Annotated in this window: 2 protein-coding genes; both read left to right on the forward strand. The window is 68.3% G+C overall.

What is annotated here, in order from left to right; genetic code table 11:
* The first annotated feature begins 114 nt into the window (after positions 1-114).
* Entirely contained in the window at positions 115-1,662 is a 1,548-nt protein-coding gene (locus tag C666_RS18800; protein ID WP_004348936.1) for an FAD-binding oxidoreductase, read from the forward strand.
* 17 nt (positions 1,663-1,679) lie between these two features.
* On the forward strand, positions 1,680-3,161 hold the full coding sequence (locus C666_RS18805; RefSeq protein ID WP_004348938.1) for an aldehyde dehydrogenase family protein: 1,482 nt from the start codon (positions 1,680-1,682) through the stop codon (positions 3,159-3,161).
* The last annotated feature ends 42 nt before the right edge of the window (positions 3,162-3,203 follow it).

Consider the following 3,203-nt stretch of genomic DNA (forward strand, 5'->3'; position numbering starts at 1 on the left):
CAGCCAGCCCGCGCTGCTGGCCGGCGCCGCCGACGACGGCGCAGCGGGCGCGGCCCGCCTGCCCGGCGGCGTCTCCTACATGTCCTTCACCTGCATCATCTGAACGGAGCAACCATGAGCAAGTACAGCGTTCTGCCGAAAAACGTCTCCGAACGTGATTTCGATGCCGCGATCCAGGAATTCACCGCCATCCTCGGCGCCGACAATGTCCTGACTGCCGCCGACAAGCTGCTGCCCTACGGCAAGATCATGATGTCGGTCGCCACCGAGCAGCATGCCGCCTCGGCGGTGCTGCTGGCGACGACGGTCGAGCAGATCCAGGCCGTCGTCAAGGTCTGCAACACCTACAAGGTACCGATCTGGACGATCTCCACCGGGCGCAACTTCGGCTACGGCTCGGCCGCCCCCATCGAGCGCGGCCAGGTCGTGCTCGACCTGCGCCTGATGAACAAGATCATCCACATCGACCCCGAACTATGTACCGCGCTGGTCGAGCCGGGCGTCACCTACCAGCAGCTCTACGACTACATCGAGGAAAACCAGCTGCCGCTGATGCTGTCCTTCTCCGCGCCGTCGGCCATCGCCGGCCCGCTGGGCAACACCATGGACCGCGGCGTGGGCTACACGCCCTATGGCGAGCACTTCCTGATGCAATGCGGCATGGAAGTCGTCCTGCCCAACGGCGAAGTGCTGCGCACCGGCATGGGCTCGGTGAAGGGCGACAAGGCCTGGCAGGTGTTCAAATGGGGCTACGGCCCCACGCTGGACGGCATGTTCACCCAGTCCAACTACGGCATCTGCACCAAGATGGGCTTCTGGCTGATGCCCAAGCCGCCGGTGTTCAAACCCTTCGAGATCCAGTTCGACGAAGAATCCGACATCAGCGAGATCGTCGAGATGCTGCGTCCGCTGCGCATCGCCCAGATCATTCCCAACTCGGTGGTCATCGCCGGCACGCTGTGGGAGGCCGCCACCTGCAACACCCGCCGTTCGGACTACCTCACCACGCCGGGCGCCACGCCGGATTCGGTGCTGAAGCAGATCCAGAAGGACAAGCATCTCGGCGCCTGGAACGTGTATGCCGCGCTCTACGGCACGCCAGAGCAGGTCGAGGTGAACTGGAAGATCGTCACCGACGTGGTGAAGAAGTCGGGCAAGGGCCGCGTCATCACCCAGGAGGAAGCCGGCGACACCCAGCCCTTCAAGTACCGCGCGCAGTTGATGTCGGGCGTGCCGAACCTGCAGGAATTCGGCCTCTACAACTGGCGCGGCGGCGGCGGCTCGATGTGGTTCGCCCCGGTCAGCCAGGCGCGCGGCAGCGAGTGCGAGAAGCAGATGAAGCTCGCCAAGACCATCCTCAACAAGCACGGCCTCGACTACGTCGGCGAGTTCATCGTCGGCTGGCGCGACATGCACCACGTCATCGACGTGCTGTTCGACCGCAGCAACCCCGAGGAAACCGAGCGCGCCAACGCCTGCTTCCACGAACTGCTGGACGCGTTCGAGCACGAGGGCTACGCGGTGTACCGCGTCAACACCGCCTTCCAGGAACGCGTCGCGCAGTCCTACGGCCAGGTCAAGCGCAACATCGAACGCACCATCAAACGCGCCCTCGACCCGAACGGCATCATCGCCCCGGGCAAGTGCGGCATCGACATCTGAGCACGGAGAACCTGCGCATGAACGCCAATACCCCGCCCGCCGCCTACGCCGGCTTCGACCTCCAGCCCATCGCCGGCCAGTGGCGCGCCGGCCGCTCCGGGCGCCGCCTGACCGACACCAACCCCTACGACGGCGAACGCCTGGCCGAGATCCAGCTCGCCAGCACGGCCGACGTGGACGAGGCCTATGCCGCCGCCGCCCGTGCCCAGCGCGAATGGGCCGCGCGCCTGCCCGACGAACGCGCCGGGGTGCTCCGCCGCGCAGCCGACATCCTCGCCGCCCGCGCCGCCGAAGTGCAGGACTGGATCGTGCGCGAATCCGGCAGCACGCGCCTGAAGGCGCTGATCGAATGGGACAGCGCGCGCCGCATCACGATGGAATCGGCCACCTTCCCCAGCCGCGTCGAGGGCCGCATCCTCGCTGCCGGCGTGCCGCACCAGGAAAGCCGCGTCTACCGCTCGCCGCTCGGCGTGGTGGGCGTCATCAGCCCGTGGAACTTCCCCTTCCACCTCACCGCGCGCTCGGTGGCGCCGGCCTTGGCGCTGGGCAACGCGGTGGTGGTCAAGCCGGCCAGCGACACGCCGGTCACCGGCGGCCTGCTGCTGGCCAAGATCTACGAGGAAGCCGGCCTGCCGGCGGGCCTGTTCAGCGTCGTCGTCGGCGCCGGCAGCGAGATCGGCGACCACTTCGTCGACCACCCCGTGCCCGACCTGATCTCCTTCACCGGCTCGACCGAGGTCGGCCGCAGCGTCGGCCGCCTTGCCGCCGGCGGCCGCCACATCAAGCGCGTCGCGCTCGAACTGGGCGGCAACGCGCCGCTGGTCGTGCTCGACGACGCCGACATCGCCGTCGCCGCCAATGCCACCGTGGTCGGCCGCTTCCTGCACCAGGGCCAGATCTGCATGAGCACCAACCGCGCCATCGTCGACGCCAGGGTATACAACGCCTTCATCGCCGAAGTGAAGCAGCGCGTCGAGGGCCTGAAGTACGGCGACCCCGCCGACCCGGCCACCGTCATCGGCCCGCTGATCAACGCCCGCCAGCGCGACGACGTGCTCGCCCGCATCGAACGCGCCAGGCGCGACGGCGCTCGCCTCGTGGTCGGCGGCGAAGCGCGGGGCAACGTCGTGCCGCCACATGTGTTCGCCGACGTCGATCCGGCCTGGTCGATCGCCATCGACGAGACCTTCGGCCCGGTGCTTCCGATCATCCGGGCGCGCGACGAAGCCCATGCGCTGGAACTGGCCAACCAGTCGGAATACGGCCTGTCGAGCGCGGTGTTCACCGCCGACCTCGAACGCGGCGTGCGCTTCGCGCGCGGCATCGTCGCCGGCATGGCGCACATCAACGACATGACGGTGGACGACCAGCCCAACGCCCCGTTCGGCGGCGAGAAGAACTCCGGCCTGGGCCGCTTCAACGGCGAATGGGCGATCGAGGAGTTCACCCGCGCCCAGTGGATCACGCTGCAGCACCAGCCGCGCCCCTACCCGTTCTGAGCTGCCCGCCCGCCGCAGCACCCGCCGTGCCCGCCACGGCGG

Origin of the sequence: Thauera linaloolentis 47Lol = DSM 12138 (genome assembly GCF_000310205.1) — a bacterium.
In the GTDB taxonomy this organism is placed as follows: Bacteria; Pseudomonadota; Gammaproteobacteria; order Burkholderiales; family Rhodocyclaceae; genus Thauera; species Thauera linaloolentis.